This window comes from Achromobacter sp. ES-001 (genome assembly GCF_019448355.1).
GTDB classification, from domain to species: Bacteria; Pseudomonadota; Gammaproteobacteria; order Burkholderiales; family Burkholderiaceae_B; genus Achromobacter; species Achromobacter spanius_B.
This window is the reverse complement of sequence record NZ_CP079940.1, coordinates 3,390,879-3,406,919: the sequence shown is the minus strand read 5'-3', so window position 1 is coordinate 3,406,919 and position 16,041 is coordinate 3,390,879. Positions and strand designations below refer to the sequence as shown.

Genomic DNA, 16,041 nt, shown 5'->3' with positions numbered 1-16,041 from the left:
GCACGCGCCGACAGGGCGGGGGCGCGTGTCACGGGCGCGCCCCGGATGGCTCGCCGCCCATGGCCTGGCGCTGCGCCATCAGCAGGACGTCGCTTTGGTCGATGCGTATTACGCCGATGCGCGGAAATTCAAAGTCGACAATGATGTACAGCGCCGCCGTCATGACCAGCGCATAGATGATCTGGTGCAGCAGGGTGTCGCGATGCGCGCTGGCCAGGTTCAGGCCGATCAGGCAGGCGCACACCAGCGCCAGGAATCCCAGGAACACATACGTCATCGCGGGCGGGTGCACCTTCTGCGCGACGATTTGCGCCGAGGACACGTCGAACATGTCGTTGACGGCGCCGATGTAGGATGCCGCGAACGGCGGCACGGCGTTCCTGGCAGCCGCCATGGACGTCTTCCATATTTCGTTCTGCAAGGCCGACGCCTTGGCCGCGATGGCGTCGCGCTGATCCAGGTCGGCCACGTGCCGGTAGTAGTTGATGCGTTCGTCTACGTAGCGGCGAAACTGGTCGCGCAGCGGCGGCTGGTCGGGCGCGTTCAGCATATCGATGCGCAGCCACGCGGTGCCGATGGCGTTGACCTCTTGCACCAGCAGGTTGCGGCGGTCGGCCATGCGCTGGGCCGCGCCCGAAAACGTGAAGGCGATCAGCAAGCCCAGCAACGCGAAGACCGACGCTTCGATCGCCGCCGAACCGGCGCGGCTTTTCTCGTCCATGTCGTGCCGATGGCCCAGGTAGCGGCCGACGCGGATCGCGCCAAGCAGAAGAAAGAAGAATACGGCTGCGCACAATGCCAGGATCAATGAATAGCTCACGTTGCCACCTTGCCTTCGGGGTTGGTTGTATGGACGTGCCGGGTATTCCATCGGGTAACGCGGTTGCGTCCGTTTTGTTTGGACGCGTACAAAGCCTGATCGGCGCAGGTAACGGCGGCTTGGGGCGATGCCGCGTCTTGTGGCCACAAGGCCAGCCCCACGGACACCGTCACCTGGCCCACGCCGGGCGGCATGTCGGTGCGCGCGACCCCCGCGCGGATGCGCTCGGCCGCGGCCATGGCCACGGCTTCGGCGGCGTCCGGCACGATCACCACGAATTCCTCGCCGCCCACCCGAAACGGCCGGTCTTGCTGGCGTACGCTGGCGCTCAACGTGCGCGCCAGTGCAATCAGGACCTGATCGCCCGTGGGGTGGCCGTGGGTGTCGTTGATCTGCTTGAAATGGTCGACGTCCAGCGCAATGATCGCGAACGCGGTGCCCGCGGCCACCAGTTCATCCAGCCGCAAGCGCATGGCGCGTCGGTTCATCAGGCCGGTCATTGGGTCCGTCAGCGATTCCGTATTCAGCCTGCCGACTTCGTGCCGGTGCTGCGCCAGCCGGGCCGCCAGGGCGGTGCGCAAGGCATCGGCCTCGGCGTACCAGGCGCGGGGGCCGTTGGAGGTCAGCCCCGGGGCGTCGGCCGCGACCGGGGTGGCGAGCGCGTGGGTCAGGCGCGTCAGCGGGCGCGCGATGGCGTAGGCCAGGGCACTAACCGCAATCAAGGTCAGCAACACGGCGGGGATGGCCAGGCGCAGGGACTCGTACAGCAGCGCCTTCAACGGCGACAGCGCATGGTCCAACGGCCGCTGCACGACCACCGCCCATTTACCCTTGCCCAACGGCGCATAGCCGGTCAACAGGACATGGCCGTCGGCGTCTGTCACCTGAGCCGAGCCGGGGGCGGTCATGGTCGGCGTGCCGGCGGGGGTGTTGCCGGGCACGATGGCCAAGGGCGTGTTGGCATCGCGGCTGTACAGCGCCTGGCCGGCGCTGTTCACCAGGTATACCTGGGTGCCGTCGGCATAGGGATGCTGGCCGATCAGCTTGTCGATCTGGCTGCCGCGTTCCAGGATCACCACGGCCGCAAGCGCGCCGCCGTCGGGAAGGGGATTCACCAGCGTCAGTGTCGCGTGTCGGCCGTCGGGGTGACCGTCGGGCTGACCGTCTGGTTGACAGCACGGGCGGACCCATTCGCCGATGCGGGTTTCCGAAACGCGCAAATCGTTCAGGCTATTGATGGCGGCTAGCGTGCCAGGGCTGTTCGCGCCGCGCGCCGTGACCGTGCCCTGCGCGTCGGCCAGCAGCACGGCGGAAACACCTTCGATCCTTGAGGCCAGGCGGGCAAGTTCGGTTTGCCGCTGCGCCCCGGACAGTTGGCCGGCCGTAAACGCGTCGGCGCCCACGTCCAGCTGACGGTGGACGGCGGCAAGGTACAGGGTGATGACTTCGGAGAGTTTCTGGGCGTACGCCCGGTTCGATTCCAGCGCGTTGCGCACGGCTTGCGCCTTCTGGACCTGGTAACCGGCGACCAACGCGTTGGCAAAGCCCACCGCTACGCTGAGTACGGCCAGCGCAATCAGGACCGCCAGCAAGCTCACTTTCCTTTGTGTCGCCATGTCGTTGGACAGTCCTGGTCTGCGGCCGCAGGATTCGGATGCGTTGCCGTTCCGGTGAATGGCGGCGCGGGCGGAATGGTGAAATCCGCGAATGCAGAATAACGAAGTCTCTTTGGTTTTTCCAGACTTTCAGTTTGTGGCCGGTGCTTTTTTCGGGCGTACGCCAAGAAACAGAAGGGAACCCGCAATGGCCGCGACCAGGCCGGGCAGGGCGCCAATTTGCAAGGAATCACTGATCGAACGCAGCCGGTCCACGCCGGTAAGCTGCAACATGAACACGAAGCCGTACAGCGCGCCGGCGCCGCATACGGCCGCGAACACCGGCCAGCTGGGCGCGGACCGCTTCAGCGCGCCCGCCGTCATGCCGCAACACAGGGCGGGCAGGCCGCCCAATAGATATGCCGCCCACACGCCTTCCAGGTTTTGCAGGCTGTCCGGAATTTTCACGACCAGCGGCACGACAGCCAGACCGATCAGGGGCCCGATGGCGGCATACAGCAGCCCACCGGTCACCACGCGCAATCCCAGCAGGCGATAGGGTTCGGCCGGGTGCCGGCGCGCGACCCGATAAATGAGGATGGCCGCTGTCATCACGGCGGGAAAACCGAGCAGGAATACATTCATCGCGCGATTGTTGCACGCGCCGTTTGCATCCGACCAGGGGCTTCAGGCGGCGATGGCCCAGGAGGTGTCGGGGCCGGGGCATTCCGGCAGCGCGATGTCGCTATGGCCCGGCCGCACCCACCGCACTCGCTCACGCGTTGCATCAATGCAGCCGCCTTCGGCGTACACCCCTTGCGGGTCGCGGATGCGCGCCATGCGGGACAACACGGCGGCGGTGGCGGCGGGGTCCGCCAGGGTCTGCCGGACCCGGTCCTGCACGATCGCTTCGTCCATGCGCGGGGCGCCGGCGTCATCCCTGAACAGGCCATGGCGCCAGTGAAAAATCTCCACGCACTTGGACGTCAGGGTGTAGGGGCGGCCGCGTTCCCAGAAATTGTTGAACAGCCCGTTGCCCAGATAAAACACCCAGGACCCTTCAAAGCCTTCCACGTCGGACGAGGCCGCGTCGGGGTTGCGGAACCACAGGCGGTCGCCGGGAACATAGAAGCGTTGCGGCAGCGGCGCGTCCATCGACCCGTATTCGTGCAGGAACGCCTCATGAAAGCGCCCCGACATGACGGCGCGCGTTTCCCATTGGCGCTGAAGCCGGCGGCCAAGTTCAGGGTTGGCGTGCTGAAGTTCTTGCGCAATGCCCAGCACCGTCACGTACTCGGTGGCGCGATAGCAGGAAAACGCGTATCGCTGGCCCGACGCGTCGGGCTGGGTGGCCTTTTGCAGGCCCTGGATCACGGACCGCCCGGGCAGCACGGTAAAGCCGCGCGCTTCGTCGTAGGTCCAGTAATCGTCCGGGCGCTCGGCGTGTTCGGTGTCGAAGGCCAGCGCGGTCTTGCGCGCGGCCTGCACGATGTAGCGGCGGATGCGCACCGCCGACTGCAATTCGGCTACATCGGGAAAGGTGAACGCCACCGGGCTGGCCAGCATGGCCAGCAGGATTTCGCAGTCCAGGTCGCCGTCATGGGTCTCGGTGCGCAAGCCCAGCTGCCGCGCAAACTGCGTGGTGTCATGGTCCGGGGCGTAGGCCCGCGCAAAGGCGTGGTGCAACCAGGCATGGGCGCCGGGCGAAGCGCCCGTCAAACCCGAACAGTTCGCTGCCTGACGCAGGCCGGCCTGCGCCAGGAACTGCGTCAACTCGTGCAGCGCGATGCCTGCGTGGTGAAAATCCGGGGACTCAATGCGTATCCCGCCCCGATGCTGGGAAACCAAAGCCTGCTGCAACAACCGCATGATCATCCAACCCGAAAAGCGGAATAAATTCCATGCGGAAATTGTAGGCAGGCGGGCTTAATAGCACCTGTACGAAAGCTGTATTGCAGCTGTATTGAAGCGGTATTGAAGCGGTATTGCCGCTGGGGGCAGCGGCATTGCCTTACTTCGCGACGTACGCCTTGCTGGCCGGGTCGAAGACATAGGCCGTGATGTCGGCCGCGCCCAGCTGACGCGTCTTGTTGGGGCCTGAAATCGTGGTGCCGCTGGGTTTGACGGTCACGGTGGGCATGTCCTGCTTGCCATCGTTGGAAAACACCAGCTCGCCCTTGCTGGACGTGCACGGCATGACGTCGCCGTCGGCGCAGGCCGCGCTGTTGTCCTCGCCGGTCAGCAGGCTGCCCACGTACGTCCAGACGTGGCCGTCCACTTCTTCCTTGAGCCGCTCGGGGTTGAAGACCAGCAGCGCGTAGCCGGTGCTGGTGATGCCATTGTCGAAATCGGTGGTGGGCACGGCCAGCAGCAGCTTGCCGGCGGGCGTGCGAAATTCCAGCGGCTTGCGGCGCGTGTCCACGTCTTCGCCGCGTTCGTACGCGCCGAATTCGCCGATGGTGGGCTCCATGCCGCGAAACTTCCAGGGCCGTTCAGAGGCCGGGTCCGTCAGCACGAAGGTCGCTTCGGTCAGGTTGACCCGGGTGCCCGGGCCCACATCGTCTTCGCCCGGCTTGCCGTAGCGGTCCGCCGTGTCCCACGCAAAGCCGGTGTAGTAATGCGTACCCTCGGATTCAAAGGCGTGCCCGAACCAATACGTGGCGACACTGCCGTTGGCCACTTCGTAAGTCGTCTCGCCCTTGCCGTCTACGTCGTAGATGGCGTACAGCATGGACGGCACATCCGGCGGCGCTACGCGGGCAGCGGCGGCTTGGGATATCGGGGCGGGCGCGTCGCTCGCGGCAACGGCGGGCGACGCCGCCAAGGCCACGCTGGCGGCGGCAAGCAAGCTCGCCAGGATGCTGCGAACGGGCAGGTTGGCCTTCGAAGAGGGTGTCATAAAGGTCGCGCTTTCCTTTTGTTTTCTTGGAATGCAAAGGCGGGTCGGGCAGACGGCATGCCCACGCGGCAAGCCGGAAAACCACCATGCCCCACCGCGTGCGCTGGCGAGTATAAGGGCGCGTGTTTGCCCCTGGGCTTCACGATATTTCAGGTATTACGACACCGTTACATTTGGGTAGTGGCAGGCTGCGCGACGGCTAATCCGCACCGGATCGGGCGACGTAGGGGTCGGGGGTGGCGGACAGCACCGGTTCGGCGGCGTCGGTGCCTGGGACGACGTTGGTCAGGTCTTCGGTCATTTCGTGGTCCAGCGCGCCTTGCACCAGGTCTTCGGTGACGCGCATTTCCACGCCGGCCGGGGACATCTGCGCGGCGGCGGCGAAGGGGGCGACGGGAGCGGGGGCGGGGCGTTCGCCGCGTCGCCACACGAAGAAGGCCAGCAGGCCCAGGTTCAGGGCGGTGAAGCACCAGAACAGGCCAGCGGCGCCAAACCTGTCCATCACTTGTGAGATCGCAAGCGGGCTGAGGGCCGAGCCCAGCGAATTGATCAGCAGCAGGCCCTGGATCATGCGCACCAGCGCGTCGGCGGGCGCGCGGTCGGCGGCGTGGCTGACGGCTACCGGATAAATCGCGAACACGCCGCCGCCCAGCAAGAACAGCAGCACCATCAACAGCGGCGAGCCGGCGGGTAGCAGCAGGATCAGCAGGCTCAGGACAGTGCAGAACACCGCCAGGGCGATCAGCACCACCTGGCGGTCACGCAGGTCGGACCAACGGCCCACGGGATATTGCAACACCATCGCGCCCAGGATCACCGCGCCCATCATCTTGCCCACATCGGCCACGTCCAGGCCGATGCGTTGCAGGTACAGGGGCAGCAGCGTGTATACGGCGGCAATCGCCACGCCGGAGCCGAAGCAACCCATCACGCCCGTGGGCGTCATGCGGATCAGATGCTGTGGCATCAGCGGTTCGACGCGTTCGACCAACGGCGAGATGCGCGGAATGATCACCATCGGCATGACGGACAAGGACGCCAGCAGGCCCGCGATCATGAAGGGCGCCATGTCGCCCAGCTGTGTGATGGCGCCCAGTTGCACCTGCCCCAGCATGCCGGAGCCATACAGCGCAATCATGTACAGCGCCAGCAGGCGGCCGCGCATCTTCGGGTCGCCGGCCAGCAGCAACCAGCTTTCCACCACCAAAAACACGCCCACGCAGGCCCAGCCGTTGATCAGGCGGAGCACAAACCAGGCGGTGGGGCCGTAGATCAGGCCCTGCAACAACACGGTGACGGCAATCAGCGACGCAAAGCTGCTGTAGGCGCGGATGTGGCCGATACGCACGATCAGGCGGTCGTTGAAGATCGCGCCCAAGGTCAGCCCGATAAAGTACGACGACGAGACCAGACCGATGACGGTGGCCGATTCACCGGCCGCGTCCAGGCGCAGGGAGGTCAGGGAGGAAATGAACGCGTTGCCAATACAGACAACGAACAGACCGAGTAGCGGCCCAAGGACTAGGGCCAACAACTGCCGAAACATGAAATTCTCGAGGCGGGGAGCTAAGCGATGCGGCCGGGGCGGCCGAAGGCGAGGAAGGAAGGGGCGGGGCGATTGTAGCGATATCGCCGTCCATCCGCTTGGCGGCCGCCACATCACCCCCCGGCCAGCACCGCCTGGCGAAATTCTTCCATCAGCGGCGACCACGTCGTGCCGCGCCGGGAGATCAGGGCGATGCTGCGCCGTAGCGGCGGGCCCAGCGACACCGGCAACGCCACCACGTCGGCGCTTGCGGCCAGCGCGCTTTGCGGCAGCACGGCCAGCAGCTCGGCGTCGGCCAATATCTTCAGCGAGCCTTCGGAGAAATGTTCCACTTCCAACGCCGCTGCCGGCAACGCCAAGCCGGCTTCCGCGAAACGCGCGTCCAGCATCTGCCGCGCGACCGACGTCGGGCGCGGCAAGATCCAGCGTTGGCCCGCCAGGTCGCGCAGCGGGACGCGGGCCTTCGCGGCCAGGGGATGGCGCCTGCCTGCCGCCACGCACAGCGGATCTTCAACCATGATTTCGTGGTGCAGGGTAGGCGGGCCGTCGGCGTAGATCGGGGTCACGGCAAGGTCAAGCTTGCCGCTTTCCACTTGCGCGTTCAGATCGTCCGACAGGCCTTGCACCAGTTGTACGCGCAGCGCCGGCCGGCGCGGCAGTACGCGCTTGAGAACAGGCATGACCACGCTGTCCACCGTGGCGCCAGTGGCGCCGATGCGCAGCAAGCCGGCTTCGCCCACGCGCAGCTCCATGGCGTGGCGCACCGCGTCGCGGTATTCGGCCCACAGCCGCTTGGCGTGTTGCAGGAAAACCGTGCCTTCGGAGCTAAGCGCCAGGCCGCGGCCGTGCCGCTGCATCAGGGTCAGGCCGGTGTCGGCCTCTAGCCGCCGCAACGACTTGGACAGCGCCGGTTGGCTGACGCCGCACGCCGCGGCCGCGCGTTCCAGGTGGCCGTGCTCGACCGCAGCCAGGAAATACTCGATGTCGCGCAGGGATAGATTCATGAACGCCAGGAATTCCAGAACACACTTTTTGGAATGTTACGCGCGGCGCCCGACCCTAGAATCCGGACATACCCCAGACCCGTACCCATAGAGAGCCGCGCGTATGCCGAACCGCCCCAACATCGTTTTGATCCTCGCCGACAACCTGGGCTGGGGCGAGCTGGGTTGCTACGGCGGCGGCGCATTGCGCGGCGCGCCCACGCCCAACATCGACCGCCTGGCCACCCAGGGGCTGCTGCTGCACAACTTCAACGTTGAAAGCGATTGCGTGCCGACGCGCTCGGCGTTGATGAGCGGGCGCCACCCCATCCGCACCGGCTGCCTGCAATCGGTGCCGCCCGGCCTGCCGCAAGGGCTGACCCGCGACGAAATCACGCTGGCGCAACAACTGTCCGGCCAAGGCTACGCCACCGCCCATTACGGCAAATGGCACTTGGGCGATATCCCGGGACGTTATCCGTCGGATCGCGGCTTTGACCATTGGTACGGCATTCCGCGCACCACCGACGAAAGCCAGTTCACGTCATCCATCGGCTTCGATCCCAGCGTGGCCGAGCTGCCCTACATCATGGAAGGCCGGGCCGGGCAGCCGTCCAGCAATGTGAAGCTGTATGACCTGGACAGCCGTCGTGGCATCGATGCGGACCTGGTGCAACACGCCCAGACCTTCATGCGCGACAACGCACACGCTGGCCGCCCCTTCTTCTTGTATCTGCCGCTGGTGCACCTGCACTTTCCCACGCTGCCGCACCCGGACTTCGCGGGGCGTACCGGCGCGGGCGACTTCGCCGATTCCATGGTGGAAATGGATCATCGCGTGGGCCAGGTCATGGACGAGGTCGACCAGCTTGGCCTGGCCGAGAACACCGTGTTTATTTTTTGCAGCGACAACGGCCCGGAATATCGTCGGCCCTATCGCGGCACGGCCGGCCCCTGGAGCGGCACCTATCACACCGCCATGGAAGGCAGCCTGCGCGTGCCGTTCATCATCCGCTGGCCGGGCAAGGTCAAGCCGGGGCAAGTGTCGAACGAGATCGTGCACGTGACGGACCTGTACACGACCTTGTCGCACATCGGCGGGGCCACCGTGCCCACCGACCGGCCCATCGACGGCATCGACCAGACCGATTTTTTTACCGGCGCGCGCCCGGACTCGGCGCGGCAAGGCTTTCTGTTCTACATCAAGAACGAATTGCGCGCGGTGAAATGGCGCGACTGGAAGCTGCACTTTTATTGGGAGCCCGAGGTCAACGAAGGCAACGGCAAGCTGGAATCTCCGTATCTGTTCAACCTGAAGCAAGACCCCAAGGAAGAAAGCGATATCTTGATTTTCAATACCTGGGTGCTGGGCCCGATGCTCAAGATGGTGCAAGCCTTCAACGCGTCTTGCGCGCAGCACCCCAACACCACCCCCGGTCGGCCTGACGGGGAATGAACGGCCCGCGATAGACGGCGCCAAGCACAAGGGGAAGTCATGAAATTCATCAGTCGTCGCGCCTTCACTCGTCGCGCCTACACTCGTCGCGCCATCGCGGGGGCGGGCCTGGCCTGCGCCGTGGCCTTGTCCGGGGCCGCTTCCGCTCAAGCCACGCTGCCCTGGCCGGGTAAACAGATCAACTGGATTGTGGGCTTCGTTCCCGGCGGCACCGCCGACGTGCTGACGCGGGTGGCCGCGCAAGACTTGGCGCAGCGTACGGGCCTGACGGTCGTGGTCGAGAACAAACCCGGCGCGTCCGGCGCCATCGCGCTTCAGATGGTGGCCCGAAGCAAGCCCGGGGACGGCTATCTGATTACCGTGCCTGGCCCGCTGATCTATCCCACGCCGCAGCCGGCCATCGGCAAGGAACTGGCGCCCGTGATGTTGATGGCGCAGGGGCCGATGGTGGTCGTCGGGCCGGCGCAGCACGCCTTGCCCGGATTGGCCGACGTGCTGGCCGATGCGCGCCGGCATCCTGAAAACTGGAGCTACGGCAGTTCCGGCAACGGCACCTCGCAACATCTGGCGGGCGAATTGCTGAATCAAACCGCGGGCACGCACATCGTGCATGTGCCGTACAAGGGGGGCGGGCAGGCCGTGTCGGATGTGGCGGGCGGCCAGATTCCGCTGGCCATCCTGGGGTCGTCGCCGGTATTGCCGCAGATCAAGGCCGGCACGCTCAAGGCCTATGCCGTGACCACGCGCGCGCGGCTCGACGCCTTGCCCGACGTGCCCACTGTGGCGGAATCCGGCTTTGCGGGATACGAAGCCAGCCAGTGGTTTTCGGTGGCCGCGTCGCCCGGGATCGACAAGGCGGTGCTGGACCAGCTGAACGCCGCCTTGCAGCAAACCGTGCAGTCCGCGGCGTTCAAGAGCGCGGTCGAGAACGCGGGCATGATTGCGGCGGGCGGCTCGCGCGCGGACTTGCAGCAGTTCATTGCAACCGACAGCGCCAAGTGGCAGAAGCTGCTGGACAGCGGAGCCATCAAGCTGGCGAACTGAGGCCGTTCGCCCAGCCGCAAGCGGGCGCAAGGCAGCGCCCGGTTGCGACTGCCGCGGTCACGGGCTTAACGCTGGCCCCCGCCGGTGCGCGGCTTGATGGCGGACAGGCGGATCAGTTTGATGCCCCGCGCCGCGTGATAGCCGTGGATCTCCTTCACATCCAGCTTGCGCATGAATTCGATGGTGTCTGAATCGATGACCTGGCCGGGCACCATGATGGGAAACCCCGGCGGATACGGGATGACGAAGTTCGCGGATACCAGCTCCGGGCCATTGGCCAGCCGGTCGTCCAGGGTGGGGCTGGTCAAGGGCAGGTACTCGCATTCCGCTTCGTCGTACGCAGCAAAAAACGCGGTGCGCATGTCGCCTTCCGCCGTGCTGCTGGCGGGATTATCGCGATAGCCATCGTGGAAGCGGCTGAAATTGGGCAAGCTGGGAACATCATGCATCAGCGCTTTGACCCTGGCGTCGAACTCCGGCCTGCCCGCACCGTTGTCGGCGCTGAGGCGGGCGTCGACGGCCTCTGAAATTTCAAGCAGCACCTTGATCAGCGCGGCGACATCACTGCGGGTGTTGTTGATATTGCTTTGCAGCAGCACGCTGTTGCGCGACGTCTTGTTCAATTGGATGTTGTATTTGGACGCCAGCAGATTCTTGAACGCCGTGCCATCGAACCCCGCCGTGCCGCACACCAGCGTGAGCCGGGTCGGGTCCAGGCAGAACTCGTCATCCTTCAGCGATTTCACGGCGGTCAGCCAGTTGGCCCCGGGTTGCAGGTAGTCGACAAAGCCGGATGCGCGGAATCCGTCCGGAATCATTTTGTCGGCGCCCAGCACGCTGAAGTATCGGGAAATCAGCGGGTGGCTCGCGACTTCGCGGCGGATGGCCAACGCGACTTCGATCGCGCGCATCACCAGTTCATAGCCTTCCAGCTCCATCTGGCGACGGGCCACGTCCAGCGACGCAATGATCTGCGCATTCGGCGACGTCGAGGCATGGATGAACACGGCTTCGTGAAACGCGGAAATGTGATGTTCGTAGTCTTCGTCGCGAACCGCCACGATGGACCCTTGCCGCAGGCTGGACATCGATTTGTGTACCGAATCCGTTTCGTACACGCGTATCCGCATGGTTTCGGGGTTAGGCACCAGCTCACGCTCCAGCAGACGCGGGTCCTTCGGGTCCAGCTCGTCGCCCAACTCTCGCACCTGCGCCTGCCAGGCGGCCGTGGCGGCCGGGTCGTCGCGCCATTGTTGCAAGGCGGCCGCCGCGCCCATGGCCGTGCGCGGGCGCAGAAAGGGCGACCACCGGGCAAAGCCGAACCAGGCTTCGTCCCACAGAAAGATCAGGTCCGGCTTGATGGCCAGGCATTCGGCCATGACCCGGCGCGTGTTGTAGATGTGCCCGTCGAACGTGCAATTGGTCAGCGTCACCATGGCGACCTTGTCCAGCCGCCCCTCGGCCTTCAGGTCCAGCAAGGCCTGTTTGATGGTGCGTAGCGGCACCGCCCCATACATCGAATATTCCGTCATGGGAAAGGCTTCGACGTACAGCGGTTGCGCGCCGGACAGCACCATGCCGTAGTGGTGCGACTTGTGGCAGTTGCGGTCCACGATGACGATGTCGCCCGGCTTGGTCACCGCCTGATAAACCATCTTGTTGGAGGTCGACGTGCCGTTGGTCACGAAGTAGACGTGGTCGGCGCCCACGGCGCGCGCGAACTTCTCCTGCGCCACCTTGATGTTGCCCGTGGGCTCAAGCATGCTGTCCAACCCGCCGGTGGTCGCGGAGGTTTCGGCCAGGAACAGGTTCAGCCCGTAAAACTCGCCAAAGTCGCGGATCCAGTTGGATTTGATGATGGACTTGCCGCGCGCGATGGGCAGGGCGTGGAAGGTGCTGATGGGGCGGTTCGCATAGCGTTTCAGGTTGTCGAAATGCGGGGTGGCCTGGCGGTCTCGCACGCCTTCCAGAATGTTCAGGTGCACTTCCATGGGCTCTTCGGCCTCATAGAACACCCGGCGGATGCAGGCGGCGGCCGGGTCGCCGGCCAGTTGCTCGACCTTGCGATCCGTCAGCAGGTAGATATCCAGCTCGGGCCGGATGTTGGCGATGAAGCGGGCCAGCTTGACGCCCGCTTGCCGCGTGTCGTCCGGCTGCGTATCCAGATGCTGGTAGGCCGACAGAAAATCGCGCAGCAGCGGGGCCTCGTGGGTGGAGGCAAAAGGCACGCCCTCGTAGATCACCACGGCTTCGATCTTGCCGTTCATGATCGTGGCAAGCAGGGCGTCTTCCACGCTGCCGACTAAAACGGGCTCATAGATCAAGCCATCGTCGGGTCGACGGAACTGACGGATCTCCTGGCAAATGGCTGCCGTGCGCGATGCCGACATCGGCGTGACGAACAGGGTTTCGAAATAGGGTTGACGCCCGCCGTTCTCGCCCAAGCCCGCGGGCAGGCGGTCGGGCGCGTCGTACGAGGCGTCCTCGGCCACGTTCCATTCGCCGGCGTCGTAGCGGTAGCTGCCCGACAGCATCGCATTGCTCATGCGCAGTATGAGGCGCGCCGCGCCCATGGCGTCGCCCTCGGCCAGGCGCTCGTCCAGTGCACGCAGCAACTGCGCGCCGGGATAGGCAAAATAGGTTTCCATCGGGCGCAGCGCGGCCAGGGCCTCTTGCACGGCGGTGGCCGCGCTGCGCCCGTTGCCGCCACGCGCTTGCGCCGCCCAGGCCTGCGCCTTGGCGTTCATGTCGCGCCACCGATCCATGCGCGCGGCCGAATTCGAAAACAGATGGTCCAGATCGCTGCCGTTGGTTTGACGGTTCATCATGGTGTACCCCTGGCGTTGCAAGGCGCAAAGCGCCCCGCAAATACGGAGAAAACGAAAGAAGACGGAGATAGAGGCGGGCGTCTGGATGGGCGGCTTTCTCAGGAAAGCAGCATGATCACGATCATCCCCCAGATGGTCAGCAAGGTGTTGCCGACCGCGTAGGTGACCGTATAGCCCAGCCCCGGGACTTGGCTTTTGGCGGCTTCGCACACCATGCCGAGCGCGGCGGTGGTGGTGCGCGCGCCGGCGCAGATGCCCAGGATCAGCGCCGGATGAAAGCGAAACACAAATTTGGCCAACAACATGCCGACGACCAGCGGCACGGCCGTGGCGAAAATGCCCCACAGGAACAGGCTGATGCCCAGTTTCTGCAGGCCCGCCACAAAACCCGGCCCGGCGGATATGCCGACCACGGCAATGAACACGTTCAGCCCCACCGAATTCATGAACCACAGCGTGGGCTCGGGGATGCGTCCAAAGGTGGGATGAATGGCGCGAAACCAGCCGAACACAATGCCCGCGATCAACGCGCCACCCGCCGTGGATAGCGTCAGCGGGATGCCGCCCACATTGATCACGATCGCGCCGATCAGCGCGCCAGCGGTAATGGCCAGCGATACGAACGCCACATCGGTCACTGTCGTGGGCCGATCCACATAGCCCAATTCCTTGGCGGTGATATTGATGTCTTGCGTGCGCCCGACCACGGTGATGACGTCGCCCCGGTAGAGCTGCGTTTTGGGCAACACGGGAATCTGCGTTTCGGTGGGGCCGCGCCGGATCTTTTTAAGAAACACGCCGCGCGCGCCCGGCCACCGGGCCAATTCCTCCAGCCGTTTGCCATCTACCTTTTTGTTCGAGACGTAAATATCCACGCCTTCGGTCTTGATGTTGAGCAGCTCGGGGTCTTCGACTTCGCGCCCGCTGGGGCCCAGCCGCAGAATCATCTGATCGCGCTTGCCGCCGATAACCACCACGTCGCCCGCCTGGATAAGCGTGGCCTGGTCCACTTCCATGATGTCGCCGTCACGCCGTATGCGTTCGATGAACGCGCGCACGCCTTCCCGGGTGCCGGCTTCAAGTTCGCCGACTGATTTGCCGATGAATGGGCTTTCGGGCGCCACGGAATAGGCCCGCATCTCGAATTCGTGCCATTCGGTGGCGCCTTGCGCGGCCTCGCCCGCGCCCAGCATTTTTTCGTATTCCTTACAGGCCGCCACCAGATCGATGCCCAACAGCTTCGGGCCGATCTGCGCCAGGATGATGGCCGAGCCGACCGTGCCGAAAATGTAGGTCACCGCGTAGGCGATGGGCATGGCGTCCAGCAAGGCCTGTGTTTCTTCCGGCGACCGGCCCAGGCGGTTGATTGCGTCGGTGGCCAGCCCCATCGATGCCGAGATGGTTTGCGAGCCGGCCAGCAAGCCGGCCGCCGAGCCCAGGTCATACCCGGCAATGATCGCGGCGACGGCCGCGGCGCCTAGGGAAAGCAGCGCCATGACCACGGCAAAGATCGCCTGCGGCAGCCCGTCCTTGGCGATCCCCCGCACAAACTGCGGGCCAACCCCGTAGCCGACCGCGAACAGGAACATCAGGAAGAACACGGATTTGACGTTGGGCGAGATCTTCACACCCAGGATGCCGATGACGATGGCGACCAGCAAGGTCGCGGTCACTGCCCCAAGGCTGAATCCCTTGAAGCTCTTTCCCCCGATCCAGTAACCGATACCCAGTGCCAGGAAAATGGCGATTTCCGGATAAGCCTTAAGCGTAGAAACGAACCAGTCCATGGTCTTCTCCTCGAAGGGGCCACTCGATGATCTTGCTTCGTACAAACGCGGGCATACTGGCCTGCTGCGCTGCAACGGACGCGGCGGCGGGCACATCGGGCAAATCTAATCGGGGGAAAAAACAGGCGCCATACTCAAATTTGGGTATGGCGCGGGCGGGGCAGCGGGGGGGCGTTGTTGCGGGGCGGTCGGCGCGGGCGGCCGGGCGGCGCGAGGCGCGTGCGACGCTTGTGGGTTACTTCACCACGTAGTTGTTGGCTTCGGCTTCACCCGACCATTTGCGCAACGCCGCGATGAATTCCGGGCACACGTTGCCGTCCACGCTGGTGCTGGTAATGATGCTGTTTTCCATGCGCATCAGCACAGTGCATTCATACACGCGGGTGCGGTTTTGATAGTGTCCCGTGCTGTTGGTTTGAAAAACAGGCGTGGCCGCGGAGGTGTTGGTGGCCGGGATCATCCCTACTACTTGCTGGCTGGTCCCCGTGGTGACCCACTCCGTGTAGGGCGCGGCCTGGTAGTCGGACCATTCCAGTTCCATCGTGTTGCCCACGGCGCGTTTTTTAGACGGCTCGCCCAGGGCGGCGATGGCGTCATTGATGGACCGGCCCTCCATGTTCTTGGCCACGTTCACGCTGGGCGAGAACGACAGGCCCGACTTGAACACATTGCCCAGGGACGGCAAGCCCGAGCTACCGCCGTCAGGCATGGGCGCGCAGCCCGACAAGCCCAGGGCGGCGGCAATCAGGGTGGCCGGCAACAGCAGCGTTTTGCGGCGGGTCGAACAATGCAAGGGCGACGTCATGGTGGGCGGTCGGTGTTCCGTGGCAAAGGGTCCGGTCGGCCTGTGATGCCGGCGGGGAGTCGGGGGATAACGCAGTCTGATTGTTTCTCTTCGTGACAGGCGGCCTGGCGATGCGGGCAGGGGATCAAGCCTACGACGCCGTGCCAAGCATCGATACACGTAAGAAAAGTCCGACATTTTTACCGGAAAACGGGGCCAGCAATCTCATCACGGTATGTGAAATTTGTTACTCAATATGCCTGAAAGGTGGCAAATCAGGGGGACGGAGCCCGCGCGCT

At 64.8% G+C, this 16,041-nt stretch carries 12 protein-coding genes; 2 read left to right on the top strand and 10 right to left on the bottom strand.

The genetic code is table 11. From position 1 onward, the window contains the following. Positions 1-28: 28 nt before the first annotated feature. The 7 genes from KYT87_RS15290 to KYT87_RS15260 form a co-directional block, all read right to left on the bottom strand. On the bottom strand, positions 29-820 hold the full coding sequence (locus tag KYT87_RS15290; protein WP_104145812.1) for a hypothetical protein: 792 nt from the start codon (positions 818-820) through the stop codon (positions 29-31). Continuing rightward, a complete protein-coding gene (locus KYT87_RS15285; RefSeq protein ID WP_255594176.1) occupies positions 817-2,418 on the bottom strand; it encodes a sensor domain-containing diguanylate cyclase in 1,602 nt (533 codons plus the stop codon). Before KYT87_RS15285 ends, KYT87_RS15290 begins: the two co-directional genes overlap by 4 nt. 147 nt (positions 2,419-2,565) lie before the next feature. Next, complete coding sequence (locus KYT87_RS15280; RefSeq protein WP_219990259.1) at positions 2,566-3,060, bottom strand: hypothetical protein; 495 nt, start codon at positions 3,058-3,060, stop codon at positions 2,566-2,568. Between the two features lie 42 nt (positions 3,061-3,102). Beyond that, positions 3,103-4,290 (bottom strand): hypothetical protein, encoded by a 1,188-nt coding sequence (locus KYT87_RS15275; protein WP_219990258.1) that lies wholly within the window; start codon positions 4,288-4,290, stop codon positions 3,103-3,105. Positions 4,291-4,426: 136 nt separating this feature from the next. Continuing rightward, a complete protein-coding gene (locus KYT87_RS15270) occupies positions 4,427-5,314 on the bottom strand; it encodes a hypothetical protein (RefSeq protein ID WP_219990257.1) in 888 nt (295 codons plus the stop codon). Positions 5,315-5,513: 199 nt separating this feature from the next. Further along, positions 5,514-6,860 (bottom strand): MFS transporter, encoded by a 1,347-nt coding sequence (locus KYT87_RS15265; RefSeq protein WP_219990256.1) that lies wholly within the window; start codon positions 6,858-6,860, stop codon positions 5,514-5,516. Between the two features lie 113 nt (positions 6,861-6,973). Next, positions 6,974-7,864: a LysR family transcriptional regulator gene (locus KYT87_RS15260; RefSeq protein ID WP_046807915.1), complete on the bottom strand. Its 891-nt coding sequence runs from the start codon at positions 7,862-7,864 to the stop codon at positions 6,974-6,976. A 103-nt stretch (positions 7,865-7,967) separates the two neighbouring features. Here KYT87_RS15260 and KYT87_RS15255 point away from each other — a divergent pair, with 103 nt between their 5' ends. Both KYT87_RS15255 and KYT87_RS15250 read left to right on the top strand, forming a co-directional pair. Then, the gene (locus tag KYT87_RS15255) at positions 7,968-9,299 is read left to right on the top strand and encodes an arylsulfatase (RefSeq protein WP_219990255.1); all 1,332 of its coding nucleotides are present in this window, start codon (positions 7,968-7,970) and stop codon (positions 9,297-9,299) included. Between the two features lie 39 nt (positions 9,300-9,338). Then, complete coding sequence (locus KYT87_RS15250; RefSeq protein WP_120155869.1) at positions 9,339-10,343, top strand: tripartite tricarboxylate transporter substrate binding protein; 1,005 nt, start codon at positions 9,339-9,341, stop codon at positions 10,341-10,343. Positions 10,344-10,408: 65 nt separating this feature from the next. On the opposite strand, the gene KYT87_RS15245 is transcribed toward KYT87_RS15250, so the two are convergent. The 3 genes from KYT87_RS15245 to KYT87_RS15235 form a co-directional block, all read right to left on the bottom strand. After that, the gene (locus KYT87_RS15245) at positions 10,409-13,171 is read right to left on the bottom strand and encodes a beta-eliminating lyase-related protein (protein WP_255593179.1); all 2,763 of its coding nucleotides are present in this window, start codon (positions 13,169-13,171) and stop codon (positions 10,409-10,411) included. 98 nt (positions 13,172-13,269) lie between these two features. Continuing rightward, positions 13,270-14,958 (bottom strand): aspartate-alanine antiporter, encoded by a 1,689-nt coding sequence (gene aspT / locus KYT87_RS15240; protein WP_046807913.1) that lies wholly within the window; start codon positions 14,956-14,958, stop codon positions 13,270-13,272. Between the two features lie 235 nt (positions 14,959-15,193). Beyond that, positions 15,194-15,763 (bottom strand): hypothetical protein, encoded by a 570-nt coding sequence (locus KYT87_RS15235; RefSeq protein WP_046807940.1) that lies wholly within the window; start codon positions 15,761-15,763, stop codon positions 15,194-15,196. Positions 15,764-16,041 lie beyond the last annotated feature (278 nt).

Excerpts from the sequence above, each read along its gene's own strand:
- KYT87_RS15280 (WP_219990259.1), bottom strand. The coding sequence starts at position 3,060 with ATGAATGTATTCCTGCTCGGTTTTCCCGCCGTGATGACAGCGGCCATC.
- KYT87_RS15275 (WP_219990258.1), bottom strand. The coding sequence starts at position 4,290 with ATGATCATGCGGTTGTTGCAGCAGGCTTTGGTTTCCCAGCATCGGGGC.
- KYT87_RS15270 (WP_219990257.1), bottom strand. The coding sequence starts at position 5,314 with ATGACACCCTCTTCGAAGGCCAACCTGCCCGTTCGCAGCATCCTGGCG.
- KYT87_RS15265 (WP_219990256.1), bottom strand. The coding sequence starts at position 6,860 with ATGTTTCGGCAGTTGTTGGCCCTAGTCCTTGGGCCGCTACTCGGTCTG.
- KYT87_RS15260 (WP_046807915.1), bottom strand. The coding sequence starts at position 7,864 with ATGAATCTATCCCTGCGCGACATCGAGTATTTCCTGGCTGCGGTCGAG.
- KYT87_RS15255 (WP_219990255.1), top strand. The coding sequence starts at position 7,968 with ATGCCGAACCGCCCCAACATCGTTTTGATCCTCGCCGACAACCTGGGC.
- KYT87_RS15250 (WP_120155869.1), top strand. The coding sequence starts at position 9,339 with ATGAAATTCATCAGTCGTCGCGCCTTCACTCGTCGCGCCTACACTCGT.
- KYT87_RS15245 (WP_255593179.1), bottom strand. The coding sequence starts at position 13,171 with ATGATGAACCGTCAAACCAACGGCAGCGATCTGGACCATCTGTTTTCG.
- aspT (WP_046807913.1), bottom strand. The coding sequence starts at position 14,958 with ATGGACTGGTTCGTTTCTACGCTTAAGGCTTATCCGGAAATCGCCATT.
- KYT87_RS15235 (WP_046807940.1), bottom strand. The coding sequence starts at position 15,763 with ATGACGTCGCCCTTGCATTGTTCGACCCGCCGCAAAACGCTGCTGTTG.